Annotated in this window: 27 protein-coding genes and 2 tRNA genes; 10 read left to right on the forward strand and 19 right to left on the reverse strand. The window is 66.4% G+C overall.

The window, feature by feature from the left end:
- Positions 1-31: 31 nt before the first annotated feature.
- Positions 32-1,402 (forward strand): hemolysin family protein, encoded by a 1,371-nt coding sequence (locus BLU18_RS11215; RefSeq protein WP_092635075.1) that lies wholly within the window; start codon positions 32-34, stop codon positions 1,400-1,402.
- Here BLU18_RS11215 and BLU18_RS11220 read toward each other — a convergent pair.
- From BLU18_RS11220 to BLU18_RS11225, 3 genes are all read right to left on the reverse strand, one after another.
- The gene (locus BLU18_RS11220; RefSeq protein WP_092635077.1) at positions 1,399-2,568 is read right to left on the reverse strand and encodes an inorganic phosphate transporter; all 1,170 of its coding nucleotides are present in this window, start codon (positions 2,566-2,568) and stop codon (positions 1,399-1,401) included. The two genes, BLU18_RS11215 and BLU18_RS11220, sit on opposite strands and share 4 nt — an antisense overlap.
- Positions 2,569-2,616: 48 nt before the next feature.
- On the reverse strand, positions 2,617-2,769 hold the full coding sequence (locus BLU18_RS14930; protein WP_176791233.1) for a DUF7859 family protein: 153 nt from the start codon (positions 2,767-2,769) through the stop codon (positions 2,617-2,619).
- Positions 2,770-2,986: 217 nt separating this feature from the next.
- Complete coding sequence (locus tag BLU18_RS11225) at positions 2,987-3,541, reverse strand: metallophosphoesterase (RefSeq protein WP_092635079.1); 555 nt, start codon at positions 3,539-3,541, stop codon at positions 2,987-2,989.
- A gap of 82 nt (positions 3,542-3,623) precedes the next feature.
- Here BLU18_RS11225 and BLU18_RS11230 point away from each other — a divergent pair, with 82 nt between their 5' ends.
- Together BLU18_RS11230 and BLU18_RS11235 are read left to right on the forward strand one after the other, a co-directional pair.
- On the forward strand, positions 3,624-4,565 hold the full coding sequence (locus BLU18_RS11230; RefSeq protein ID WP_092635081.1) for a cation diffusion facilitator family transporter: 942 nt from the start codon (positions 3,624-3,626) through the stop codon (positions 4,563-4,565).
- A gap of 52 nt (positions 4,566-4,617) precedes the next feature.
- On the forward strand, positions 4,618-5,703 hold the full coding sequence (locus BLU18_RS11235; protein ID WP_092635083.1) for an aminopeptidase: 1,086 nt from the start codon (positions 4,618-4,620) through the stop codon (positions 5,701-5,703).
- A 143-nt stretch (positions 5,704-5,846) separates the two neighbouring features.
- On the opposite strand, the gene lrp is transcribed toward BLU18_RS11235, so the two are convergent.
- A complete protein-coding gene (gene lrp / locus BLU18_RS11240) occupies positions 5,847-6,311 on the reverse strand; it encodes an HTH-type transcriptional regulator Lrp (RefSeq protein ID WP_092635085.1) in 465 nt (154 codons plus the stop codon).
- A 126-nt stretch (positions 6,312-6,437) separates the two neighbouring features.
- Between lrp and glnA the strand changes: the two genes are divergently transcribed.
- Positions 6,438-7,811 (forward strand): type I glutamate--ammonia ligase, encoded by a 1,374-nt coding sequence (glnA, locus tag BLU18_RS11245; RefSeq protein WP_092635087.1) that lies wholly within the window; start codon positions 6,438-6,440, stop codon positions 7,809-7,811.
- Positions 7,812-7,844: 33 nt separating this feature from the next.
- Here glnA and BLU18_RS11250 read toward each other — a convergent pair whose 3' ends face one another.
- The 6 genes from BLU18_RS11250 to BLU18_RS11275 all read right to left on the reverse strand — a co-directional run bounded on the left by BLU18_RS11250 (position 7,845) and on the right by BLU18_RS11275 (position 12,172).
- The gene (locus BLU18_RS11250) at positions 7,845-8,720 is read right to left on the reverse strand and encodes a phosphatase PAP2 family protein (RefSeq protein WP_092635089.1); all 876 of its coding nucleotides are present in this window, start codon (positions 8,718-8,720) and stop codon (positions 7,845-7,847) included.
- 42 nt (positions 8,721-8,762) lie between these two features.
- Positions 8,763-10,004 (reverse strand): YihY/virulence factor BrkB family protein, encoded by a 1,242-nt coding sequence (locus BLU18_RS11255; RefSeq protein WP_092635091.1) that lies wholly within the window; start codon positions 10,002-10,004, stop codon positions 8,763-8,765.
- Positions 10,005-10,041: 37 nt separating this feature from the next.
- Positions 10,042-10,722 carry a class I SAM-dependent methyltransferase gene (locus BLU18_RS11260; protein WP_092635093.1) on the reverse strand — a complete coding sequence of 227 codons (681 nt, stop codon included), beginning with the start codon at positions 10,720-10,722 and terminating at the stop codon, positions 10,042-10,044.
- 36 nt (positions 10,723-10,758) lie between these two features.
- Positions 10,759-11,289: a hypothetical protein gene (locus tag BLU18_RS11265; RefSeq protein WP_092635095.1), complete on the reverse strand. Its 531-nt coding sequence runs from the start codon at positions 11,287-11,289 to the stop codon at positions 10,759-10,761.
- Positions 11,290-11,351: 62 nt separating this feature from the next.
- Positions 11,352-11,618, reverse strand: a complete 267-nt coding sequence (locus BLU18_RS11270; protein ID WP_092635097.1) for a DUF7538 family protein — start codon at positions 11,616-11,618, stop codon at positions 11,352-11,354.
- A complete protein-coding gene (locus BLU18_RS11275; protein ID WP_092635099.1) occupies positions 11,615-12,172 on the reverse strand; it encodes a DUF192 domain-containing protein in 558 nt (185 codons plus the stop codon). Before BLU18_RS11275 ends, BLU18_RS11270 begins: the two co-directional genes overlap by 4 nt.
- Before the next feature lie 86 nt (positions 12,173-12,258).
- On the opposite strand from BLU18_RS11275, the gene BLU18_RS11280 reads away from it, so the two are divergent.
- Positions 12,259-12,332, forward strand: a tRNA-Val gene (locus BLU18_RS11280).
- Positions 12,333-12,535: 203 nt separating this feature from the next.
- Here the strand turns inward: BLU18_RS11280 and BLU18_RS11285 are convergent.
- Entirely contained in the window at positions 12,536-12,880 is a 345-nt protein-coding gene (locus BLU18_RS11285; protein ID WP_092635101.1) for a hypothetical protein, read from the reverse strand.
- A 38-nt stretch (positions 12,881-12,918) separates the two neighbouring features.
- Entirely contained in the window at positions 12,919-13,884 is a 966-nt protein-coding gene (locus BLU18_RS11290; protein ID WP_092635103.1) for a hypothetical protein, read from the reverse strand.
- 91 nt (positions 13,885-13,975) lie between these two features.
- On the opposite strand from BLU18_RS11290, the gene BLU18_RS11295 reads away from it, so the two are divergent.
- The 3 genes from BLU18_RS11295 to BLU18_RS11305 are packed head-to-tail and all read left to right on the forward strand — an operon-like array spanning position 13,976 to position 16,573.
- Positions 13,976-15,376 carry a signal recognition particle protein Srp54 gene (locus BLU18_RS11295; RefSeq protein ID WP_092635105.1) on the forward strand — a complete coding sequence of 467 codons (1,401 nt, stop codon included), beginning with the start codon at positions 13,976-13,978 and terminating at the stop codon, positions 15,374-15,376.
- A gap of 57 nt (positions 15,377-15,433) precedes the next feature.
- Positions 15,434-16,015 (forward strand): magnesium transporter, encoded by a 582-nt coding sequence (locus BLU18_RS11300; RefSeq protein WP_092635107.1) that lies wholly within the window; start codon positions 15,434-15,436, stop codon positions 16,013-16,015.
- The gene (locus BLU18_RS11305; RefSeq protein ID WP_092635110.1) at positions 16,016-16,573 is read left to right on the forward strand and encodes a magnesium transporter; all 558 of its coding nucleotides are present in this window, start codon (positions 16,016-16,018) and stop codon (positions 16,571-16,573) included.
- Here the strand turns inward: BLU18_RS11305 and BLU18_RS11310 are convergent.
- The 3 genes from BLU18_RS11310 to BLU18_RS11320 are packed head-to-tail and all read right to left on the reverse strand — an operon-like array spanning position 16,570 to position 17,935.
- Complete coding sequence (locus BLU18_RS11310) at positions 16,570-16,950, reverse strand: secondary thiamine-phosphate synthase enzyme YjbQ (protein ID WP_092635112.1); 381 nt, start codon at positions 16,948-16,950, stop codon at positions 16,570-16,572. The genes BLU18_RS11305 and BLU18_RS11310 overlap by 4 nt on opposite strands.
- A 29-nt stretch (positions 16,951-16,979) precedes the next feature.
- A complete protein-coding gene (locus tag BLU18_RS11315) occupies positions 16,980-17,393 on the reverse strand; it encodes an RNA-binding domain-containing protein (RefSeq protein WP_092635114.1) in 414 nt (137 codons plus the stop codon).
- On the reverse strand, positions 17,390-17,935 hold the full coding sequence (locus tag BLU18_RS11320; protein ID WP_092635116.1) for an AAA family ATPase: 546 nt from the start codon (positions 17,933-17,935) through the stop codon (positions 17,390-17,392). The genes BLU18_RS11315 and BLU18_RS11320 overlap by 4 nt, the downstream gene beginning before the upstream one ends.
- Positions 17,936-18,019: 84 nt before the next feature.
- Between BLU18_RS11320 and BLU18_RS11325 the strand changes: the two genes are divergently transcribed.
- Together BLU18_RS11325 and BLU18_RS11330 are read left to right on the forward strand one after the other, a co-directional pair.
- Complete coding sequence (locus BLU18_RS11325; protein WP_092635118.1) at positions 18,020-18,397, forward strand: YccF domain-containing protein; 378 nt, start codon at positions 18,020-18,022, stop codon at positions 18,395-18,397.
- Positions 18,398-18,444: 47 nt separating this feature from the next.
- Positions 18,445-18,548 (forward strand) — tRNA-Arg (locus tag BLU18_RS11330).
- Positions 18,549-18,632: 84 nt separating this feature from the next.
- Here BLU18_RS11330 and BLU18_RS11335 read toward each other — a convergent pair.
- The 4 genes from BLU18_RS11335 to BLU18_RS11350 all read right to left on the reverse strand — a co-directional run bounded on the left by BLU18_RS11335 (position 18,633) and on the right by BLU18_RS11350 (position 20,284).
- Positions 18,633-18,929 (reverse strand): type II toxin-antitoxin system RelE family toxin, encoded by a 297-nt coding sequence (locus BLU18_RS11335; RefSeq protein ID WP_092635120.1) that lies wholly within the window; start codon positions 18,927-18,929, stop codon positions 18,633-18,635.
- A complete protein-coding gene (locus BLU18_RS11340) occupies positions 18,919-19,116 on the reverse strand; it encodes a hypothetical protein (RefSeq protein WP_092635122.1) in 198 nt (65 codons plus the stop codon). The genes BLU18_RS11335 and BLU18_RS11340 overlap by 11 nt, the downstream gene beginning before the upstream one ends.
- Positions 19,117-19,293: 177 nt before the next feature.
- Positions 19,294-19,659, reverse strand: a complete 366-nt coding sequence (locus BLU18_RS11345) for a DUF5518 domain-containing protein (RefSeq protein ID WP_092635124.1) — start codon at positions 19,657-19,659, stop codon at positions 19,294-19,296.
- Between the two features lie 40 nt (positions 19,660-19,699).
- On the reverse strand, positions 19,700-20,284 hold the full coding sequence (locus tag BLU18_RS11350; RefSeq protein WP_092635126.1) for a DUF7474 family protein: 585 nt from the start codon (positions 20,282-20,284) through the stop codon (positions 19,700-19,702).
- Positions 20,285-20,301 lie beyond the last annotated feature (17 nt).

The raw sequence follows: 20,301 nt of genomic DNA on the forward strand, positions 1-20,301 counted from the left end.
ATTCGGGGCCGCGACTACGGTCTGTACTTCCATGGGTTTGTCGCCGCTAGCGAGCGCCGCCGGAATCGTCGCCCCGGCACAGCTTGCCGATATCGTGACGCTGACGGATACGACAGTCACGATTGCCGGCTCGGTGGCTATCCTCTTTCTCATCGCGCTCTCGGCGTTTTTCTCCTCGTCGGAGATTGCGATGTTCTCGCTGGCTCGCCACCGCGTCGACTCCCTCGTCGAGGAGGGGATTCCCGGCGCTCGGTTGGTCCAAGAGCTCAAATCCGATCCGCATCGCCTGCTCATCACGATTCTCGTCGGCAACAACATCGTCAACATCGCGATGTCCTCCATCGCCACGGGGCTGTTCGCCATCTACCTCTCGCAGGGGCAGGCCGTCCTCGCCGCCACCTTCGGCGTCACGACGCTCGTCCTCCTGTTCGGCGAGAGTGCCCCCAAATCCTACGCCGTCGAGCACACCGAATCGTGGGCGCTCCGCATCGCTCGCCCGCTCAAGTACTCCGAACTCGCCTTGCTCCCGTTGGTCGTCGTCTTCGACTACCTCACGCGCGTCATCAACCGCGTGACGGGCGGGCGCTCCGCCATCGAGTCGACGTACGTCACCCGCGACGAGATTCAGAACATGATCCAGACCGGGGAGCGCGAGGGCGTCATCGAAGAGGAGGAACGCGAGATGCTCCAGCGCATCTTCCGGTTCAACCGCACCATCGCCAAGGAGATTATGACGCCGCGACTCGACATGACGGCGGTGCCGAAAGACGCCGCCCTCGACGAGGCCATCGAAACCTGCATCCAGAGCGACCACGAGCGCATCCCCGTCTACGAGGGGAATCTCGACAACATCATCGGCATCGTCACGCTCCGTGACCTCATCCGAGAGAAGGACTACGGCGAGGGGCGGAGCGACCTGACGGACGTGGTCCAGCCCACGCTCCACGTCCCCGAATCGAAGAACGTCGACGAACTGCTGGAGGAGATTCAGGACAACCGGATGCGGATGGTCATCGTCATCGACGAGTTCGGGACGACGGAGGGGCTGATTACGCTCGAAGACATGGTCGAGGAAATCGTCGGCGACATCCTCGAAGGTGACGAGGAAGAGCCGTTCGAGTTCCTCGACGACGACGTGGTCATCGTTCGCGGCGAGGTCAACATCGACGAGGTCAACGAGATGCTGGAGCTCGACTTGCCCGAGGGCGAGGAGTTCGAGACACTCGCTGGCTTCATCTTCAACCGTGCCGGGCGACTCGTCGAGGAGGGCGAGGAAATAGACTTCGACGGCATCACCATCCGCATCGAGCAGGTGGACAACACCCGCATCATGAAAGCCCGCCTCACCATCCACGACGACGAGGAAGACGAGTCAGAGACCGAGGCGGAAGCCGAGAGTTAGCGCAGCACCTCGATGGCGGTGAACGCACCGTAGCTGAGCACGAGCGCCAAGACGAGCGACCCAATCCACGCCAGCACGGTGTAGACCATCTTCCGTCGGCTGACGCCACCGCCACCGGCCGCGTAGCCCGACCCGATAATCGTCGAGACGACGATTTCGTTGAAGGAGACGGGGATGCCGAAGGCGACGGCGACTTGTGCGATGGCGAACGCCGGGATGAGCGCCGCAATCGACCGCCGCGGGCCGAGCGAGGAGTAGTCCTGTGCGAGCGCTTTAATCATCCGCGGCGCTCCGGTCCACGAACCCAGCAGGAGGCCGAACCCGCCCCCGGCGAGCACCGCCGGCAGCGGAACCGCCACCTCGTCGAGCAGGGGGACGAGCGGGCCGATAGCCAACCCCACCTGACTCCCGCCGGCGGAGAACGCGACGAGACCCCCCAGCGAGAGGAGAAACCGGCGCTGGGTGGCTTCGGGATGCGTGGTCAGTCCGCGGAAGAGAAGCGCCGTCACGACGAGGGCACAGGCGAACGCGACGGGGAGAGCTCCCACCGACAGCGCCGCGCCGATGGCGGCCGAAATCGACGCCGCCTCGCCGGCCGGCCCGAGCAACGCGAACTCGATAGTGGCGACGAGGGCGCCGACGAGTCCGCCGAGTAACGAGATGGCGTACCGTTCGGAGACGGCGGGCGACCGGAGGAGGCGCGCGGTGCCGTACGCGATGCCGCCGCCGACGAACGGCGCGAGCACCCACAGCGTCGTAATCTGTCGGTACTTCGCCCACGCGGGGTCGCCGCCGAGGGCGAGGCCCACGCCGACGACGGCGCCGGTGACGGTGAACGCCGTCGCGATGGGATAGCCGGTGAACACGCCGATGGCGACGAGGATGGCGGCGGTGAGAAGACCGACGATGGCCGCTGTCGCCGTCAGCGACACGCCGCCGATCAACTCCGTCCCGACCGCTTCGGTGACGTTCGCCCCCTGTAGGACGGCGCCGGTGAACCCGAGGAGACCGACGATAAACCCCGCGCGCATGACGGAGATTGCGTTCGCGCCCACGGCGGCGGCGAAGGGCGTCGACCCGGACGACCCGGCGCCGATGGCCCACGCCATGAAGAGACTCGCGAGTGCGGCGACGACGAACGTCAACAGAGTTCCGGTTGCAACCATCGAGTGTGCGTTCCTGTGTGAGGGGGGTACTAAGCCGTGTCGGGGGAGTCAGCGGTAGCCGTCGTCGAACCCCTCTCGGAGCGAGAGCAGGGTCCGTCGGATGAGCAGGTAGCCGCCGAAGACGAGCAACAGCATCAGCACCACCAGTCCGATGAAGACGGGGTCGTCGAAGAGCGAACCCTGGAGCAGCGGTGCCTGCATGAGAGAGACGTGTTCCGGCCCCCACAAAGCCGTTTCGCCACCGGACGGTCTCCGAAACTACAACGCCGTTTTGAGTTTACGCTGCCCCTATTATACCGACGGCCGTACGTCGAAGTGCGTGGTCCCCCCGACCTCGCTTCGGCCCTCTCCCCCTCCCTTCGGCCCTCTCCCCCTCGCTTCGGCCCTCCCTCCCCCCCTTCGGTCCTCCCCTTTTCGCTCAGTCCTCGCCCGGCACTCGAATCTCTCCGAGTCGCTCGCCCTCCGGCGAGCGGAGCGTCCCGACGAGGGCGGCGTCGTCCGCGCGCAGGTCCGCGGGGACGTCGTCGTGGCCCGGCGCCCACAGTTCGGCGTGGGCGGCGCGATGCCCCCGTGGCTCGGCGTGGCTCCCCGGATTGAGAAGCGTCGGGCCGTTCGCGGGCGTGTCGACCGTCGGCCGGTGCGTGTGACCGGTGACGACGAGTGACGCCCCTCGCTGGCGGCCGAACAGCGAGAGCGCCGTCGTCCCGCCGGGTTCGGTGTGGGTCATCGCTATCTGGACGCCGGCGTAGGTGGTCGTCGCCGCGGATGGGAGACGCTCCTGCACCGCGGCGGTGTCGGCGTTGCCGTGGACGGCGACCAGTCGCTCCGCTCGGTCGCGGAACTCGTCGAGCACCGCGCCCGTCGTGAAGTCGCCGGCGTGGAGAACGAGGTCAGCGGCTTCGACGGCCTCGCGCGTGCGTCCGGTGAGTTCCGCGCTGTCGCTGCCGTGCGTGTCGGCGCAGACGGTGAGCATGTGGGTCCGTGACCGGCCACGACCAACTCGGTTACGGTCAGCAGGCGGAAGCTTGAATCGGGGGCCGTTCGAGGGATGTCCCATGGCTGGCAGTAAGTCGGTCGTTCTGGCCGCACTCATCGCGAACGGCGCTATCGCCGTCCTGAAATTTGGCGCCTTCCTGCTCACCGGAAGCCCCTCCATGCTCTCGGAGACGTACCACTCTATCTCCGATACGGGCAATCAGGTGTTCTTGCTCGTCGGCATCCGATACAGCGGGAAGTCGCCGAATCGCGAACACCCCTTCGGCTACGGCAAGGCACAGTTCTTCTACAGCTTCCTCGTCTCCGTCCTCCTGTTCGGCATCGCGGGCTGGGAGAGTCTGAAACACGGCTACGACGCCATCCTCCACGGGCACTCCGCCGCCCCGGGGATGGTGACGTTTGCGGGCTACACCTTCGACGCCGTCTACGTCAGCGTGGCCGTCTTGCTCGGCGCCATCGCCTTCGAGAGCTACGCGTTCGTGAAGGCGCACGCCGAACTCCGGCGGCAGATGAACGAGTACGGCTGGTCGGGGCTGGTCGAAGCCTTCCGAACCACCAGCGACGTGACGACCCTCACCGCCTTCACCGAGGACGCCATCGCCCTCGGGGGTGCCGTCGTCGCCCTCGTCGGTATCGTCCTCACGCGCGTGACCGGGAACCACATCTACGACGCCGTCTCCGCGGCGGTCATCGGCGTCCTCCTCATGTTCTTCGCGCTCGCGCTGGCGTGGGAGAACAAGCGCCTCCTCCTCGGCGAGAGCGTACCCGCTGGCCGCGAAGCCGAGTTCGAGTCCATCATCGCCGACCACCCCGGCGTCGAACACGTCGACCGCTTCCGGACGATGTTCGTCGGCCCGACCGACATCCTCGTCACCGCCGACGTGAGCTTCGCCGCCGACCTCGACACCGGGGGCATCGACGACGACATCGCGCGCATCGACGAGAAACTCCGCGCCCACGACGAACGCGTGTCGTTCGTCTACATCGAACCGGAACTCTGAACGGCAAGTTCCACTCCGAAAGGCTTTGCCGCCCGCGCCGGAAGGCGGTCACATGGACCCGCGCATTCGCACGCACGCAGAGACCATCGTCGACCACTCGACGCGAATCGAGGCCGGCGACAACGTCGTCGTCACCATGCCGGCGGAGGCGGAGGACCTCGCCGTCGCGCTCCACGAAGCGCTCGGCGAGCGGGGCGCCAACCCCGTCTTCATGAACAACTCCGAGCGCGCCGCGCGGGCGTATCTCCGCGCGAGCGACGCGGACGATTTCGAGACGCCGAGTCACCAGCTTGCCCTCTTCGAGGAAGCGGACGCGTTCGTCATCGCCCGCGGCGGCGCGAACGTCTCCGAGCAGAGCGACGTGTCCCCGGACACCAACGCCGCCTACCGCCGGGCGATGCGGCCCGTCCTCGACGAGCGACTGGAGAAGCGGTGGTGTCTCACGCAGTACCCCTCGTCCGGCCACGCCCAACTCGCCGGGATGAGCACCGAGGCCTACGAGGAGTTCGTCTGGGACGCTGTCACCCTCGACTGGGACGCCCAGCGTGAGCATCAGGCCCAGATGGTCGACATCCTCGACGGCGCCGACGAGGTGCGCATCAAGAGTGGCGACGAGACGGACATCACCATGTCCGTCGCGGGCAACCCGACGCTCAACGACTACGGCGAACACAACCTGCCCGGCGGCGAGGTGTTCACCGCGCCGGTCAAGGAGTCCGTCGAGGGGTACGTCCACTTCGACCTGCCGCTCTACCGGAAGGGCAAGGAAATCGAGGACGCACGGCTCCGCTTCGAAGACGGCAAGGTCGTCGGTCACAGCGCCGAGCGCAACGAGGACGTGCTCACCGGAATTTTGGAGACTGACGAGGGCGCCCGCTACCTCGGCGAACTCGGCATCGGGATGAACCGCTCTATCGACCAGTTCACGTACAACATGCTGTTCGACGAGAAGATGGGCGACACCGTCCACATGGCGGTCGGGAACGCCTACGCCGACACCGTCGGTGAGGGGAACGAGCGCAACGAGAGCGCCGAACACGTCGACATGATCGTCGACATGTCCGAGGAGTCGGTCATCGAAGTCGACGGTGAAGTCGTCCAGCGCGACGGCACCTTCGTGTTCGAAGACGGGTTCTAGGGTTTTTGGTCCAGTTTTTTGCCGCGAGCGTAGCAATGCGGGAAAAAGTGGGACGTGGACCTTCGTGTTCGAGGACGGGTTCTAGCGTCGCCACTCGGCAGTCGTTGAATAGCTCGCCCCGGGTGCTCGCGGGGCGACGGTAGTTACTCCTCTTCGTCGACGTCGAGGTTGAACTGCTTGTTCTCGACGGCGGCGTTGAGGACGACGCTCGTGTTGGACTCGCGGATGTCGGCGTCGGTCAGCAGCGTCTTGATCTGCTGGTTCATGCCGTCGGTATCGAGGAACTTGCCGATGGCGATGACGTCGTAGTCGCCCGTGACCTCGTAGACACTAATCATCTGTTTCTGCTCGCGCAGGCTCTCGGTGACCGAGGGCAGGGCACTCCCCTCCACCTTCAACTGGAGGATGGCCGTCACGTCGTAGCCGAGGGCGTCGTAGTTGACACGCGGCGTGTACCCTTCGATGACGCCCTCGTCCTCCAGGTCACGGAGGTGATTCGAGACGGTGGTGACGGACACGTCGAGTTCTTCGGCCAGGCTTCGAAGGCTCGCTCGACCGTCGCCGAGGAGTGCGTTAATCAGCTTGGCGTCGAGATTTTCGTACGTCATGGTAGTCACACACGGTTCGGGGGGTATAGAAGTTTACGAATATCCAATTCCGTTGCGAGCGTCGAGTAAATTGCACTCAACAAAAAGGGCTTAATACTAGGAGTATAGATTAACCCTGTCCAGAACATGACGGACGAAAATATGGCGACTGACGGCGGTCTGACGGAGACAGAACAGGAAGTAATCGACGAAATCGAGGAAGAAAACGTCGACTTCCTCCGGATGCAGTTCACCGACATTCTCGGGACGGTCAAGAACGTCTCGGTGCCGGCGTCGCAGGCGGAGAAGGCGTTCACCGAGGGCATCTACTTCGACGGTTCCTCCATCGACGGCTTCGTCCGCATTCAGGAGTCCGACATGCGTCTCGACCCCGACCCCGAGACGTTCGCTGTTCTGCCGTGGCGCGACGACGACGAGGGCGCGACCGCTCGGCTCATCTGTGACGTGATCGACACGTCCACCGGCGAGCCGTTCTCGGGCGACCCGCGTGGTGTCCTCAAAAGCGCCATCGAGCGCGCCAACGATATGGGCTATCAGGTCAACATGGCCCCCGAACCGGAGTTCTTCCTGTTCGAGGAAGACGAGGACGGTCGCGCGACGACCGTCACGAACGACGTTGGCGGCTACTTCGACCTCGCACCGAAAGACCTCGCGTCCGACGTGCGCCGTGACATCATCTACGGCCTGGAGAGCATGGGCTTCGACATCGAGGCCAGCCACCACGAGGTCGCCGAGGGTCAGCACGAGATTAACTTCACGTACGACGACGCGCTGACGACGGCCGACAACGTCGCCACCTTCCGTGCGGTCGTTCGCGCCATCGCGGCGGAACACGACCTGCACGCGACGTTCATGCCCAAGCCCATCGCGCGAATCAACGGCTCGGGGATGCACACCCACATGTCGCTGTTCACCGAGGACGGCGAGAACGCGTTCCACGACGAGGACGACGAGTTCAACCTCAGCGACACGGCCAAGAGCTACCTCGCCGGTGTCCTCGAACACGCCCCGGCCATCACGGCCATCGCCAACCCGACCGTCAACAGCTACAAGCGCCTGGTGCCGGGCTACGAGGCTCCCGTCTACGTCGCCTGGTCCGACCGCAACCGCTCGGCGCTCGTCCGCAAGCCCGCGGCCCGCGTGCCCGCCGCGTCGCGCATCGAACTGCGTTCGCCGGACCCGTCGTGTAACCCTTACCTCGCCTTCGCGGCCATGATTCACGCCGGTCTCGACGGCATCGAGAACGACCTCGACTGCCCCGACCCGGTCCGCGAGAACATCTACGAGTTCGACGCCGAGAAGCGCGACGAGTACGGCATCACGACGCTCCCGTCCAACCTCGGCGAGGCCGTCGAGGCCTTCGAGGACGACGAGCGTATCAAAAGCGCCATGGGCGAACACGTCTCCGAGAAGTTCATCGAGGCCAAGTCCCAGGAGTTCGGCGAGTACATCGTCGAAGTCTCCGACTGGGAACTCGACCGCTACCTCGAGAAGTTCTAACGCCCCGTCTCCGACCTTTTTTCGCGACGCGACTCAGGCCGCCGAGCGTTCGCTCCAGAGCGGTAGCCCCGGCAACGCGAGAATCAGCGCGACGACGCCCCCTGCCAGCGCCGCCGCCACGGGGAGCGAGACGCCCCCCTCGACGACGGTCCCAGCCGTAATCGCGACGACGGGGAGGAAGGCCAGCGAGGCGACGAGTCGTCGTGTCGACCCGGTCGCTTCGAGGGCGCGGTCACCGGCGAGTCGCCAGCCGAGCCACCCACCCGCCGCGGCGGCGACGGCGATGACCGTATCCAGCACCACGTCGATGCTCAGCGCCACCAGTCCGACGCCGACTGCGAGCGCGAACGTCCGCTGGACCGCGACGGATGTCACGCGGTCCGGGGTCCAGCCGGGACCGACGCGGGTGGCGACGGCGAGGTACGCGACGCCGACGCCGACGCCGACGAATACGTCTACGAGGTAGTGGACGCCGATGACGACTCGCGACGCGGCGACGAGTGCGATGACCCCTGCAGCGCCCCAGTAGTGTCGCGACCTGATTCGACGCGGCGAGAGCAGGCCGACGAGGCCGCCGTAGACGACTGTCGCGCCGATGGCGTGGCCGCTCGGGAAGCCGTAGCCGTCGGTGCCTGCGCCCGGCGGCCGGGGGAGCGTGAAGGCGTGTTTGAGCGCGAGCGTCAGCGCGAAGCCGCCGAGTGCGATGGCGATGGCGGCGGCCATGCGCGGCGTCCCGATGTCGAGGTGGTCCGCCAGCAGGTAGCCGGCGGTGACGAGTACCAACAGTCCAACGGGGTCGCCGAGGTAGGTGAGCGCGCCGAACAGGTCGACGAGCGCGTCCGGCGCCGTCTCGACGACGCTCGTTTCGCCGATGCCGCGGTCGGCGGCCGCGGCGACGACGTGTCTCATGCGCGAGACATACGCGCCGAGGAGTAAATACTCCGCGTTCCGTTAGCGACGGAAGCGGCGGACGAGCCGGACGGGCGACCCGAGCGCCGAGAGCCCCAGTCCGAACAGGACGAAGAGGACGTACAGCCCGAGCGTCGAGAGGAAGATGATTATCATGGCGACGACGGCGAGCAGGTCGCTGTTGAGGAGGTAAAAGGCTCCCAGCGTCATGGCCGTCCCGTAGAGGAGCACGAGATAGGGGCCCCAACCCCGAGCGTGGCCGCGGCGCATCCGGTTGCGAACGTACGCCTTCAGCTCCGCTTCGAGGTCGGAGCGGTCGACCGTCCGCGCGTCGACGTCGCTCTCGAACTCGTCGAGGTCGGCGCGGACCTCGTCCAGCCGGTCTTCGAGGTCCTCGATGTCCGGGGCGGGGGAGGGCTCTGCGTCGTCTCGCGTGTCGTCGCCGGTCATTGCCGTCGTCTGCTGGTCTCGGTCTGGCGAGTGTTGTACCTGCCGATTCCGAGCCACCGTCGCCTCCGCGAGGACGGCGTTGAGCGTCGCGCCGACGAGCATGACCAGCCCCGCGAGATAGAACCACGTCACGAGCAGAAGGATGGCGCCGAGGACGCCGTAGAGCGCGAACCGCCCGCTCGTCGTCGCGACGGCCGCGTAGAGGGCGAACCCCGTCCCGAGGCCCGTCCACCCGACAGCACAGAAAATCGCGCCCGGAAGCGCCTTCCTGAGTGACAGCGCGGTCGACGGCGTCAGGTAGTACACCGGCAGCAGGGCGACGACGAGGACACAGAACAGGAGCAGGGGCACGAGCGCCGCGACTGGCGTCCGAAACAGGGTGAGGGCGCCGACGAGTGCGATGCCGCCGAGCGCGCCCGCGCCGACGGCGCCGAGGACGGTCACGCCGATTCGGAGGCTCCCGAGGAGCCCCCGGGACTCGGAGCCGTAGACGCGCGCGAACGCAGTATCGATGCCGCGGAAGAGCTTGAGCGAACTCCAGAGTAGGAGCGCGACGCCGACGACCGTCAGGCCACCCCGGCCGGTCGTGTTCGAGAGGGCCTCACCGACGACCCCCTGTCCCACCGGCAGGAGATACTGCCCGGCGAGGTCCAGCACCGCGGCCCGGAGTTCGGCGCCGCCGACCGCGGTGGCGACGACAGTCGTCAGGACGAGTAGCGGGAGCAGGGAGACGAACGCATAGTACGCGATACTGGCAGCCAATAGTGTGACGTCGCGTGCCTGCACCTCGCGGACGACGCGGCGGGCGAGCGCGAGTCGTGATCGAGCGGACACGTCGAGTCGGTTGGGTCGGCGCCGACAAAAGCCCCCGCTACGGAGCGACGCCGACCGTCAGGAGCGTCCCCCACGTCCGGTAGCGGTCGACCATCGCTTCGCGGGACTCCCAGTCCTCGGTCGGGAAGGCATCGGCGGGCGGAATGTCGATTTCGCGGTCCGGAATCGTGTCCTGTTCGGCCACGTGAAAGCCTGCCTCGCGGAAGGACTCGCGGTACTGCTGGCGGTCCCACAGTTGCATCTCGACGCCCACCGTGTCCTGCCACTCGTGGGTGTGGACGCTCTCCTCGAAGAAGTTTACCGCACAGAAGAAGGTCCCACCCGGGCGGAGCACGCGCCGGAGCTCCGACAACACCGCTGCGGGGTCCTGCGCGTAGTAGAACGCCTCCATCGACCACGCGTGGTCGATGCTGTCCGCCGCGAAGGGAAGGTGTTCGAAGTCGCCGGCGAGGAACTCCAGCGTCGGGTCGTCGGTGTAACTGCGGGCGTTGTCTACCATCGCCGTCGACGCGTCGAGGCCGACGCTCCGTCCTACGTCACGCGTCTCGCGGAGGGCGCGGAGCGCGTAGCCCGACCCGGTGCCCAAATCGAGCACCGTCTCGCCGGCTTCGACGGGCATCCGCGCGAGCGCTTCCTTGGCGGTGTGCCAGTGGCGCTCCTCCATTCCCTTGTCTTTCCCCGCCGCGGCCCACCTGTCGAACTCGGCTTGGACGCTCATGCCTGTCCACGACGGGCCCCGGTCACAAATCGCTACTTATCTGAGGCCGTTGACGACGTTGATTATCCCCCACGTCGCCTGCTTGACCGGATTTCCGTCTTCGCCGTTGATGACGATGCCGCGGACGATGCGCGGACCCTGCTTCTGGACGACGCGCCCGTCGTTGACGGCCTTGACGAACCGAGGCACCGGGTTGTCGGCGCTGACTAGACCCTCTGCCGTGTCACGCGTCATCTCCATCTTCAGGTCGGCGTCGTCACGGCCCGACTGCCGGAGGTCGGTGAGCGTGCCGTCGGGGCGCATGTAGAAGGAGAAGACCACGTCCGTCCCGACGAAGTAGACGTTGACGACGTTGCCGCTGATTTGGTTGAACACCTGTCGTTCGCCGAAGCTCATGTTGGCCTCGGTGACGTTCCCGTTGTATCGGGGCTGCATGTCCTGTAAGTCGGTGAAGAGCTCGTCCGACCACGCCGGCTGTTCGGATTGCGCGGTCACGGGTGCCGCGCCAGCCGCGAACGAGAGCGTCACGAGAAGCGCCACCGCGACGCGGCCGAGTGTCGATGTCATACCACTCCGTTGGCGCCCTGCGTATTTGGGGTTTTGGGCGGCTCGCGGCCTCTCGAACGGATTTACAGCGATCGCCCTTCGACGTCGGGGTCGATGCCCGCCGCGTCGAGGTCGATTCGCACTCGCTCGCGGAGTGGGTCGGGGACCGTGTCCCGCCCCACCGGCACCGCCGTCTCGCCGTCGCCTTTCACCTTCCAGTAGAGCACGCAGTCGCTCGGCTCGTAGTATTCGACGGCGTAGCGGTCGCCCTCGCCCTTGTAGTGGACGCGGGCCGCGAATCCCTCGACGTGCCAGCCCTCCTGGTCGGCCAACGCGTCGAGCCCCGTCATCGATCGATGTCGACCCGGTCGCCGACTTCGACGCCCGTCTCGTTGGTGTATCCGTACGGCACTTCGAGGACGTACTTCGAGCGCCCCGAATACTGGGTCAGGTCGTCGTCGTCGGATTCCAGCGGCGCGTGATGAATCGTCGTGATAGTGCCGTTCTCGGCGATAAAGACCATGTCGAGCGGGAAGTCCATGTTCCGCATCACGTAGGCGTGATTCCCCTCCTGCCCGTGGACGAACAGCATCCCCTGGCCCGGTTCGAGGGCTTCCGTCTCGCTCAGGCCGGTGTAGCGTTTGCCGAAGTCGTCCGCCACCCACGCCTCCACCGTCGCCACCTGCGTCCCGTTCTCGGCGCTGATGGTGACTGTCGCAGTGTCGTAGTCGCTGCCGGGCGTGGCGACCGGTTCGGGCGTCGCGGTGGGGGTCGCCGTCGTCGTCGCGTCGGCGGTCACGGGCGCCTGCGTGTCGGTCGCGGTGGGCGTCGACCCGACACCGGCACAGCCAGCGAGGCCGACGACGAGACAGCAGACGAGGGCGAGTCGAGTCGTGCGGCGCATACTGCACGAATCGGACGCGCGACGGTAAGGGTTTCGCGGCGAGAGACAGAAACCGTTATTCGGCCCCGGGACCGACGGTGCGACGAGGGCTCGTGGTCTAGTTGGTTATGACGCGGCCTTTACAAGGCCGAGACCGGTGGTTCGAATCCGCCCGAGCCCACTACAACCCGTGAGCGACAGCGAACGGGTTGTCGTCCCGAGGGCGGTTCGAATCAGGGAACGAAGCGAGCGTGAGCGAGCGGAGTGACCGTGGTTCGAATCCGCCCGAGCCCACTCGGATTTTGTGACGTGAGAGCGATTCGAAGTAGACGACGAGAGAGCATCGCGACCGAAGTCGGCGTGGTTCGAATCCGCCCGAGCCCCCTACGCCGCCGTCGCCGTCGCGTTCATCTCTTCGGCGTCTTCCGGCACGTCGACGGAGAAGGTCACGCGCTTTCGCTCGTCGGCGTCGAACTCGACGGTCTGTGTCTCGTCGAGGAGCACCGTCCCCTCGCTGTCGAGGAGCTCGAGCGTCACGTCCACGTCGCCGGCGCCGCCGTCGTTCTGGACGACGACGTAGATGTCGGTGTCACCGAACAGGGAGTCGATGCCGCCGTCGACTTCGGTGTCGACGACGGTCGGATCCGGGGAGTTGAGGGCGCTACAGCCGGCCAGTCCGGTCACGAAGGCGAGTCCGAGACCACCGATGACGTCACGTCTGGAGGACATACACTCTCTCTGGACGAGTACGACTAAGGGTTTTCCGGCTACACCAGCCGAACCAGCGAGCTCTCCACTTCGCCGCCGACGGCGACGATTCGACCCTCGCGTCGGAACTCCTCGATGGGCTGGCCGGCGTGTCGCGTCTCGATTTTGTCCTCGACGGCGGCCCGGTCGATAGTCGCGTCCGGCGGGAGGACGTACACCCGTTCGGTCCACGTCGTGTCGCCCTCGATATCGAGGCGCCGCCCCGTCGCGACGGCGTTACTGAGCGGATACGTGTCCTCTGCGGGTTCGAGTTCGTACCCCGTCGCGTAGTCCGCCGTCCCGAAGTAGTCGACCAGTGCGGCGAGCCCCGAATCATCGGCCGTGTGGACTTCGCCCGCCGCCTGCTGGTCGAGCGCCGTCGCGAGTGGGTCGGTCGTGGCGTCGGGGGCGCCGATAGTGAGGAAGACGTCTGGATGGAGGCCGACGACGCGCCGCACGCCGTCCTCGGTCCGCGTGAATCGCTGCACGTCGTCGACGAAGCCGGTGGCGGTAAAGCCCGCCTCGGCGAGCGCACTCCGAAGGGCGTCGGGGTCGAACGACCCGCCAGCGACGCGATAGGACTCGTCGGGGTCGCCGGCGTGGTTCACCGTGAGGACGGCGTCGAGGGCGTCGACGGGGATGGGGACCCCGAAGTACGCCTCGCTTCGCTGGCGCCAGTAGGTGTCCAGCGATTCGGCGAACGACGGCGTGGCGTCGCGCCGGACCGCGGCCAGCGAGAGGTGCGTGAACTCGTAGGTGTGCGGCGTCACGGGCGTCGGCGCGACGAGCCACGAGCGATAGGGGTCGAGAGTTCGCGACGTCGGTTGGGGCGTCGACGTGGTGGTGGCCGTCGCAGTCGCGGTGGCCGGCGGCGTCTCGCTCCGCTCGCCCGTCGATGTCGTCTCGGTCGCCGAATCCGCACAGCCGGCGAGGCCGCTCCCGGCCGTCAGCGCACCCAGCGTGCGGAGGTAGTGACGCCGCTGCATCGACTCGCGTTGGCCCCCGACCGACTTATAGGCGTCCCCGGCTCTCCCGGTGAACAAAGCCTTTACCGGCGCCAGCGCGTAGCGAATGGTAATGGTACTCGACAATCTGGGGAGTTCCCTGCGCGGCACTCTCTCCAAACTTCAGGGGAAGTCCCGTCTCGACGAGGACGACGTCGAGGAGGTCGTCAAGGAGATTCAGCGCTCCTTGCTCCAGGCGGACGTCGACGTCGACCTCGTGATGGAGCTCTCGGACGCCATCGAGACGCGAGCGCTCGAAGAGGAACCACCGGGTGGCACCAGCGCCCGCGACCACGTCCTCAAAATCGTCTACGAAGAACTGGTCGACCTCATCGGCGACTCGACGGAGATTCCGCTCGAACCGCAGACCATCCTCCTCGCCGGCCTCCAGGGGTCGGGGAAGACCACCTCCGCGGCGAAGATGGCGTGGTGGTTCTCGAAGAAGGGACTCCGTCCCGCGGTCATCCAGACCGACACCTTCCGCCCCGGCGCGTACGAACAGGCCGAGCAGATGTCCGACCGTGCCGAGGTGGAGTTCTACGGCGACCCCGACTCGGACGACCCGGTCGAGATTGCCCGTGAAGGGTTGGAAGCGACTTCAGACGCCGACGTTCACATCGTCGACACGGCGGGTCGACACGCCCTCGAAGACGACCTCATCGACGAAATCGAGGAGATAGATTCGACGGTCGACCCCGACCGCTCCTTGCTCGTCCTCGACGCCGCCATCGGACAGGGCGCCAAAGACCAAGCCCAGCAGTTCGACGACTCCATCGGCATCGACGGCGTCGTCATCACGAAACTCGACGGGACAGCGAAAGGTGGCGGTGCGCTGACCGCCGTCAACGAGACGAATTCCTCTATCGCCTTCCTCGGGACCGGTGAGACGGTACAGGACATCGAGCGCTTCGAGCCCAACGGCTTCATCTCCCGACTGCTCGGGATGGGCGACCTCAAACAGCTCTCCGAGCGCGTCGAGCGCGCGATGGCCGAGACGGGCGACGAGGAGGACGACTGGGAGCCCCAAGACATCATGGAGGGGTCGTTCACCCTGAAGGACATGCAAAAGCAGATGGAGGCGATGAACAACATGGGGCCGCTCGACCAGGTGATGGACATGATTCCCGGCATGGGCGGCGGGCTGATGGACCAGTTGCCCGACGACGCGATGGACGTGACTCAGGACCGGATGCGAACCTTCGACGTCGCCATGGACTCGATGACCGAGGACGAACTGGAGAACCCCCGAACCATCGGCCAAGAGCGCGTCGAGCGCATCGCCCGCGGCGCCGGCGTCGACGAGGAGTCCATCCGCGAACTCCTCGAACAGCACAAGATGATGGAGCGGACCATCAAACAGTTCCAGGGGATGGGCGACGGCGACATGCAGCGCATGATGAAGAAGATGCAGCAAGGCGACGGCGGCGGTGGCGGCGGCATGGGCGGCATGGGCGGGATGGGTCCGTTCGGATAACGCTCCCCACACCGGATAGCCCGATACTTTTCATGCAGGGCTACGTCCCTCCCAACGATGACCGTCCGCGAGGTTGCCGTCGAGGCCTATCGCGAGGCGCTCCCGGCACTCGGCGCCAGCCTCGTCGGCGGCCTTCTCGCCGGCGTCGTCCTCGGCGGGATGCGCGCCGACCTTCGCTCGGTCCCCGGACTCCTCGTTCTCGTCCCGGCCCTCCTCGCGACCCGCGGGAACGTCTACGGGTCGCTCGGGGCACGCTTGGCGACCGGGCTCCATCAGGGGTTGATAGAGCCACGCGTCGCCGCCGGTGACCGGCGCCTCCGGGCGGCGGTGGCGGCGGCCCTGGCCAACGGTATCGTCACGTCGCTGTTCGCCGCCGCCGCCGTCGTCGTCATCCTCACGACGCTCGGCAACCCCGTCGCGAGCCTCCCCCGAATGCTCGGCATCGCCCTCATTGCGGGTCTGCTCTCCGGCGTGACCCTCGTCGCCGTCGTCGTCACCGTCGTCTTCGCTGGCTACCGCCGCGGCCACAACCCCGACACGCTCGTCGGCCCCCTCGTCACGACGACGGGCGACGTCTTCGGTATCCTCTTTCTCCTAATCGCGGTCCGAACCGTCGCGCTCGTCGCGGGGGGTGGGTGAGTGAGCACCGCGTGGACCGTCCGCGCCATCTCGCGGGCCATGCTCCCCGTCCTCCTCGTGCTCACATTGGTCGAAATCGGGAGCGGGCTCGTCCTCGGCCGGTTCGAGACAACGCTGCTTCGCTACCCCTCCCTGCTCGTCCTCGTCCCCGTCACCATCGGCACGGCGGGCAACCTCGGGAGCGTCCTCGCCGCGCGCCTCTCGACGGCCTTCCACCTCGGGACGCTCTCGTTTTCCCCGGCCGACGAATCGCTCGCCGGCAACGCCGTCGCCACCGTTGCGCTCGCGGCCTCCATCTTCCCCGTCGTCGGACTGGGGGCGTGGGGCCTGACCGCGCTCACGGGGTCGACCGAACTCTCGCCGTGGACGGTCCTCGCCGTCTCGATATCGAGTGGGCTCTCGCTGGCCGTCCTCGCCGTCCTCGTCACCGTCGTCGCCACCTACGCCGCCTACCGGTTCGAACTCGACCCCGACGACGTGGTGATTCCCGTCGTCACCAACACCTGCGACGTTCTCGGCGTCGTCCTCCTCTATCTCGCCGTCCTCGTGTTCGTCTAGACGACTCGGACCGTCCGCTCCCGCGGCCCGTCGCACTCGACCAGCAGCATCGACTGCCACCGCCCGAGCGCCACCTCCCCGTCGTCGACCGGAACCGTCTCCGAGGCGCCGAGGACGAGTGTCCGGAGGTGGGAATCGGCGTTCCCGTCCAGCTCGTCGTGGCGCCACCCCTCGTCGGGGACCAACTCCGAGAGGAACGTTTCCACGTCGTCCAGCAGGCGCGGTTCGGCTTCGTTGACGACGACGCCCGCGGTGGTGTGTTCGACGAAGACCGTCGCTGTCGGTGCATTTCGCTCCCGCGCCGCTACTGCCGACTCGACGCGGTCGGTGATGTCGACGGCTTCGAGGCGCGTGTCGGTCGAGACGGTGAACTCCATAGCCGACCGTCACCGCCGAGCGAGAAAAGTTACTCGTCGGGCTGAATCGGCTTGCCCTCTTCCGTCGGCGGCGCGACGTGGTCGATGACTGTCTCCACGTCGGGGTCGTGGACGGTCACCTGCACCTCGATGTCGCCGAGTTCGTCCGGATTGCCCACCGCGAAGTTGACGACGCCCTCGAACGCCGCCTGCTTTTTGAGTGCGAACGAGAAGCCGTCCTCGTCGGCGCTGCCGAGGAACTGGCGGCGCGCGGTGTCGAGAATCTCCTGTTCGTGCAGTCGCTCGGCGAAGTCGTCCATCGAATGCGCCTCGGCGACGATTCGCCCCGGTTCCTGTTCCGTCTCCGCGTTCGGGAACAGGTTCCGAACTGCGTCTACCACTCGGTCCGTCACTTCCGTATCTCGGACGGGTGCGACCACCCGCACGTCGATCTGATAGATCATAAGTCGTCCTCCAGCAACTCGCGAATCCGCTCGCGGAACGATTCGAGCGACGCCGTGTTCTGTACCGTCACGTCCGCTCGGTCCATCACCTCGCCCATGCCGAACCCGAGTTCGCGCTCCTCGCGCGCCCGCAACGCCTCGCGGTTGAGGTCCGTGTCGTCGCGGCCGCGGTCGGCCAACCGCTCCGCGCGCGTCTCGAACGGCGCCTCGATGCTCACGAGGACGAACCCGTCCCCGAAGGCGTCCTCGAAGCGTTCGATTTCGGCGGGCGAGCGCAACCCGTCGACGAGCACTGTCTCCGCCTCCTCCAGCGACGACTCGATGAGCGGAAGCGACCGCTCGGCGATGGCCGTCTCGCCCTCCTCCTCGCGGAGCGCCGTCGCGACCGACCCGTGGTGTTCCGCTGGGTCGAGCCCCCGGTCGCGACACGCCTCGCGGATGACGTCGCCCATCGTGACGACCGGGACGCCGGCCTCGCGGGCGACTGCCGCGGCCTCCCCCTTCCCGCTTCCGGGGAGCCCGACGGTTCCGAGTACCTTCATCGAACACGACTACCCGCTTCGCAGGCTTATACTCTGCCTTCGCCGCCGCGCCAGCCTTTTGCCCGCTGTCACCCTCTGGAACGTATGGCACAACGCTCCCTCCTCACGCGCGCCCTCTGGTTCGTCGTCGTCGGCTGGTGGGCCACGCCCGCCGTCGTCAACGCCGCGTGGTTCCTCTGTGCGACCGTCGTCGGCGCCCCCATCGGCATCAAACTCATAAATCTCATCCCCACCGTCCTGACGCTGAAAGAACCCCGCTCGCTTGACGCCCACGAGGATTCGACGGGCCAGCGTTCGCTCGCGCTCCGGGCCCTCTACTTCGTCCTCGTCGGCTGGTGGCTCGGCTGGATATGGGCGAACGTCGCGAGCTTCCTCGCTATTACTATCGTCGGCTTGCCGCTCGCGGTTCCGATGTTCGACCGCCTGCCCTACGTCACGTCGCTGTACCGCTTCGATGGCTGATGGGCGTTCCGAACCGTTTTTTGACCGTCCCCCGTTCTCCCCGGTGAGGGCACGTAGCTCAGTCCGGATAGAGCGTCGGACTTCTAACTCCGCGCGGTCGCGTGTGGGGGAAGGCATCCGACGGTCGTGGGTTCAAATCCCATCGTGCCCGTAATGGCGTGGCCGAGCGTCAGCGAGGCCCGCCGAACTCCTCGCAGGACTCCCATGTGCCTATTCGGCCAACCACGATACCGTATCAGTCGAATCCGTAGCGCTTGTGCGCCTCGTCGATGTCCATGATTTCGATGACACGGACTTCCTCGTCCGCTTCGAGAACGTCGTAGAACGCGGTGTGGGTCCGACCGATATGCAGACGATAGAGCTCCGCCCCCTCGAGCACCAGCTTCTCTTTGTCACCGGCTCCCGAATCCGGTCTCGGATACGGATCGTCCGCTAAGTTCCGAAGGTTGTCCGTCACGATGCGGGTGCTCTTCTCATCTAGCGCGGCGACGTACTCACGGGCTTCCTCCGCGAGGAGGACCTCATAACTCATCGAGCGATGTCAGTTCGTCAGTGTCCGCTTCACGGACTTCCGTCGCTCGCTCGGCGAGTTGGCGGCGCTGGTGTTCTCGAATCAGTTCCCCCAGCAAGTCGTCGTACGTCTCGCCCGCCTCCTTGAGGTCGTTCAGTTCTTTCCACCGTTCTTCCGTGACCGGAATTCGCTTGCTGGCGTTGGACATACGTCTCGACTCCTCTGTCAATCCTTACAACGTTTACAGTCAAAAGGTTTCGGTGGAGGAACTGCATTCGTCACTATCGAGGTTGCACATCGCCGGAGAATCGGACTCTATCGTGTCCGTAATGGCGTGGCCGAACGATAGCGAGGCTCGCCGAACTCCTCGTACCTGCCACCGAACTCAGATTTCGTCCACCAGATACGACCCCAGATACCCGCCGAGCGCGCTCAGTCCGACGGTGTAGGCGAGCGTAACCCCGCCGCCGACGAGGAGGAGGAGGAGTATCCCGAGGGCGCCGAACGCCATCCCCGGGTCTGCGACGCCGAGGAAGACGCCGAAGACGACGAACGCGAGGAGGCCGATGAGCACGAGCGGCACGGAGGCAATCAACCCCGAAATCGCGCCGAGGCGCGCACCTTCGGCGTGGTCGGCCTCGTCGAGATACGCGGCGACGACACCGCCGAAGACGGGCGAGAACGGGATGAACGAGAGCACGACGGTCACGGCGGCACCGAGGAGGGCGTTGAGGGTGGAATCGGAGACCATAGCGGGCAGTCGACGGCCGTCGAAAAAACTCTTCGGCCCGTTACAGGCTGCGGTCGATGACGCGTTTGGCCGCCGTCGCCTTCTCCTTCCAGCCGTACCCCGCCTCGTAGACGTGGCGTTTCTTCTCGACCAGCGCCTCGGGCGATGCCTCCTCGAAGCCGCCGCGGTCCCACGTTCCGCTCTCGCGGAGCCACTCGGTCACGTTCTGTTTCGTCTCCGCCCACGACAGGCCGACCATCTCGTACCAGGCAATCATGGCGAAGACGGCGTTGTCGTGACAGCCGGGGACGCTCCCGCGCTCGTAGATGGTCTTGATGGGGTCGCGGGTGGGCACCGACACCGCCTCGCGGTACTCCTCAGCGGGCAGGAGACGCAGGCGGTCGTTGGTGTCGTCGATGCGGCCGTCGCGGCGGAGGCGTTCGACTGCGGCCTGCCGGAGCGGTCCCCACTCCGTGACGGCCTCGGGAAGCGCGTCGGCGTCGGTCACCCCGCCCGAGAGTACGGCCACCACGTCGACGTAGGCCGCCTCGATGTCGGCCCACGGCGTCCCCTCGAATCGGCAGTCGGCGTCGTGGAGGCTGTTGGTCGTCCGGCATTCCGGGCACGGGTACTCGAACGTCGGCACGACTACTCGCTGGGTGG

It is taken from the genome of Haloplanus vescus, assembly GCF_900107665.1.
In the GTDB taxonomy this organism is placed as follows: Archaea; Halobacteriota; Halobacteria; order Halobacteriales; family Haloferacaceae; genus Haloplanus; species Haloplanus vescus.